The sequence below is a fragment of the Mammaliicoccus stepanovicii genome, assembly GCF_002902525.1.
Classification (GTDB): domain Bacteria; phylum Bacillota; class Bacilli; order Staphylococcales; family Staphylococcaceae; genus Mammaliicoccus; species Mammaliicoccus stepanovicii.
In genome coordinates this window covers 1-239 of the sequence record NZ_PPQZ01000101.1, presented here as the reverse complement: position 1 = coordinate 239, position 239 = coordinate 1, and the positions used below count along the sequence as shown (strand labels likewise).

Annotated in this window: 1 protein-coding gene; it reads right to left on the bottom strand. The window is 37.7% G+C overall.

Annotated features, from left to right (window positions below; translation table 11 throughout):
• Positions 1-239: hypothetical protein (locus CD111_RS12550; protein ID WP_158245697.1), on the bottom strand; the 239-nt coding region annotated here is incomplete at both ends.

Below are 239 nucleotides of genomic sequence, written 5' to 3'. Positions count from 1 at the left end.
GGATTATTTCCTGGCTCTTCTGGTGTCTCATCATATGGCACTGGAGGTGCGTCTGTTCCTGGTTTATTTGGTTCATAACCATCTCCTGGATTTTCAGGAATATATGGAATGTACTTTCCAAGTTCTTTATAGATATATGTTACAGATGTTGTCCCTTCTACCACTTGACCTGTTTCTTTATCCCCATCTTTTACTTTGGTGAAGATATATCGCTTACCATCTTTTTCTATTACTTTCAA